This is a genomic window from Holdemanella sp. DFI.5.55 (assembly GCF_020593575.1).
GTDB classification, from domain to species: Bacteria; Bacillota_I; Bacilli_A; order Erysipelotrichales; family Erysipelotrichaceae; genus Holdemanella; species Holdemanella hominis.
The window spans coordinates 1-1,232 of sequence record NZ_JAJDMK010000159.1; the positions used below are offsets into that span (position 1 = coordinate 1).

1 protein-coding gene is annotated in these 1,232 nt (G+C 33.3%); it reads left to right on the plus strand.

The genetic code is table 11. The features are described 5' to 3' along the window. Window positions 1-117 precede the first annotated feature (117 nt). The coding region (locus tag LJE08_RS13525; RefSeq protein ID WP_227403519.1) for a transposase at window positions 118-1,232 on the plus strand (1,115 nt) is incomplete at its 3' end.

Consider the following 1,232-nt stretch of genomic DNA (forward strand, 5'->3'; position numbering starts at 1 on the left):
AATTATTTAGAGGCGTTTATAACCTGCTCTAAAAACTTTTTAAAGTTTTTAGAGTATCTTATCTTCTATAATGAATGTGTTGTGTTTTTCTACGTTGTTCAGGAGGTAAAATTTATTATGGAACACAACACGAATCAAAATTCTAATTATCTGGCTCTTCTTAATCTGACTGATGATGGTACATACACTGTTACTAAGATTGAAATCATCGGTTCTGATAAATTTGTTTATATCGAAAAAAACTTAAAGCCTACTCTTTGCCCTATGTGTCAGTCTCGTATGCATTCCAAGGGTATCTATGTTCGTAAAGTAAATCATCCAATCTCTCAGGATTCAATGAACACTTACTTGATAGTACGCCAGCGCAGATGGGTGTGTAAGGAGTGCGGACTCACAGAGAATGATTCCTTTCCGTTTTTGGATAAATACTCACATTCTTCAAATATCACGCCATATTTGATTCTTAATGCATTCAAGACTCTTACTAAATCAACAGCCGAGATTGCAGCTCAATTCAATATATCTGATTCAGCTGCCCGTCTTATATTCAAGCGCTATGTGGATCTTCCTAGACTTCCTTTGCCTGAATACATATCTGTAGATGAAGTATATCTGGACATCAGTAATACCGAAAAATATGCATTTGTCATTATGGATTTTTCTACTGGAGAAATCATCGATATCGTTCATAATCGATGGCATTCTACACTTGAAAACTACTTTCTATCTATTCCACTTAAGGAAAGATTAAATGTCAAAGGTGTAATATCTGATGCTTATAAGACTTATCTTACTATGCCTGAAGAGTATTTTCCTAATGCGGTCACAATCCTCGATTCGTTTCATGTAGTAAAGGTTATAATATCTCGCATGAATACTTACATCTACAAAGTAATGAAGAGATACAAAAAAAGAGACGAACAAAGGCTAAAAGAAAAAAATCACGATACGAACCGTGATGATAAATCTATAAAGCCTTCTAAAGAAGTAATTCTGTTACAAAACTATAAATGGGTTATCCTTAAAAACCATGATGAAATTAATTATTCAACAAAACGCTATTATCATAAAATGCTAGGTATGAATGTAGATACATTCACCATTGAGAAAATGTTTCTAGAACTGGATCCAAACTTTGAAAAGCTTCGTGATCTAAAAGAGGATTATATTGAATTCAACAATCAGGAATACGAAAGTGAATTCGATGTACTGACAAATCTAAACGCTTTGAT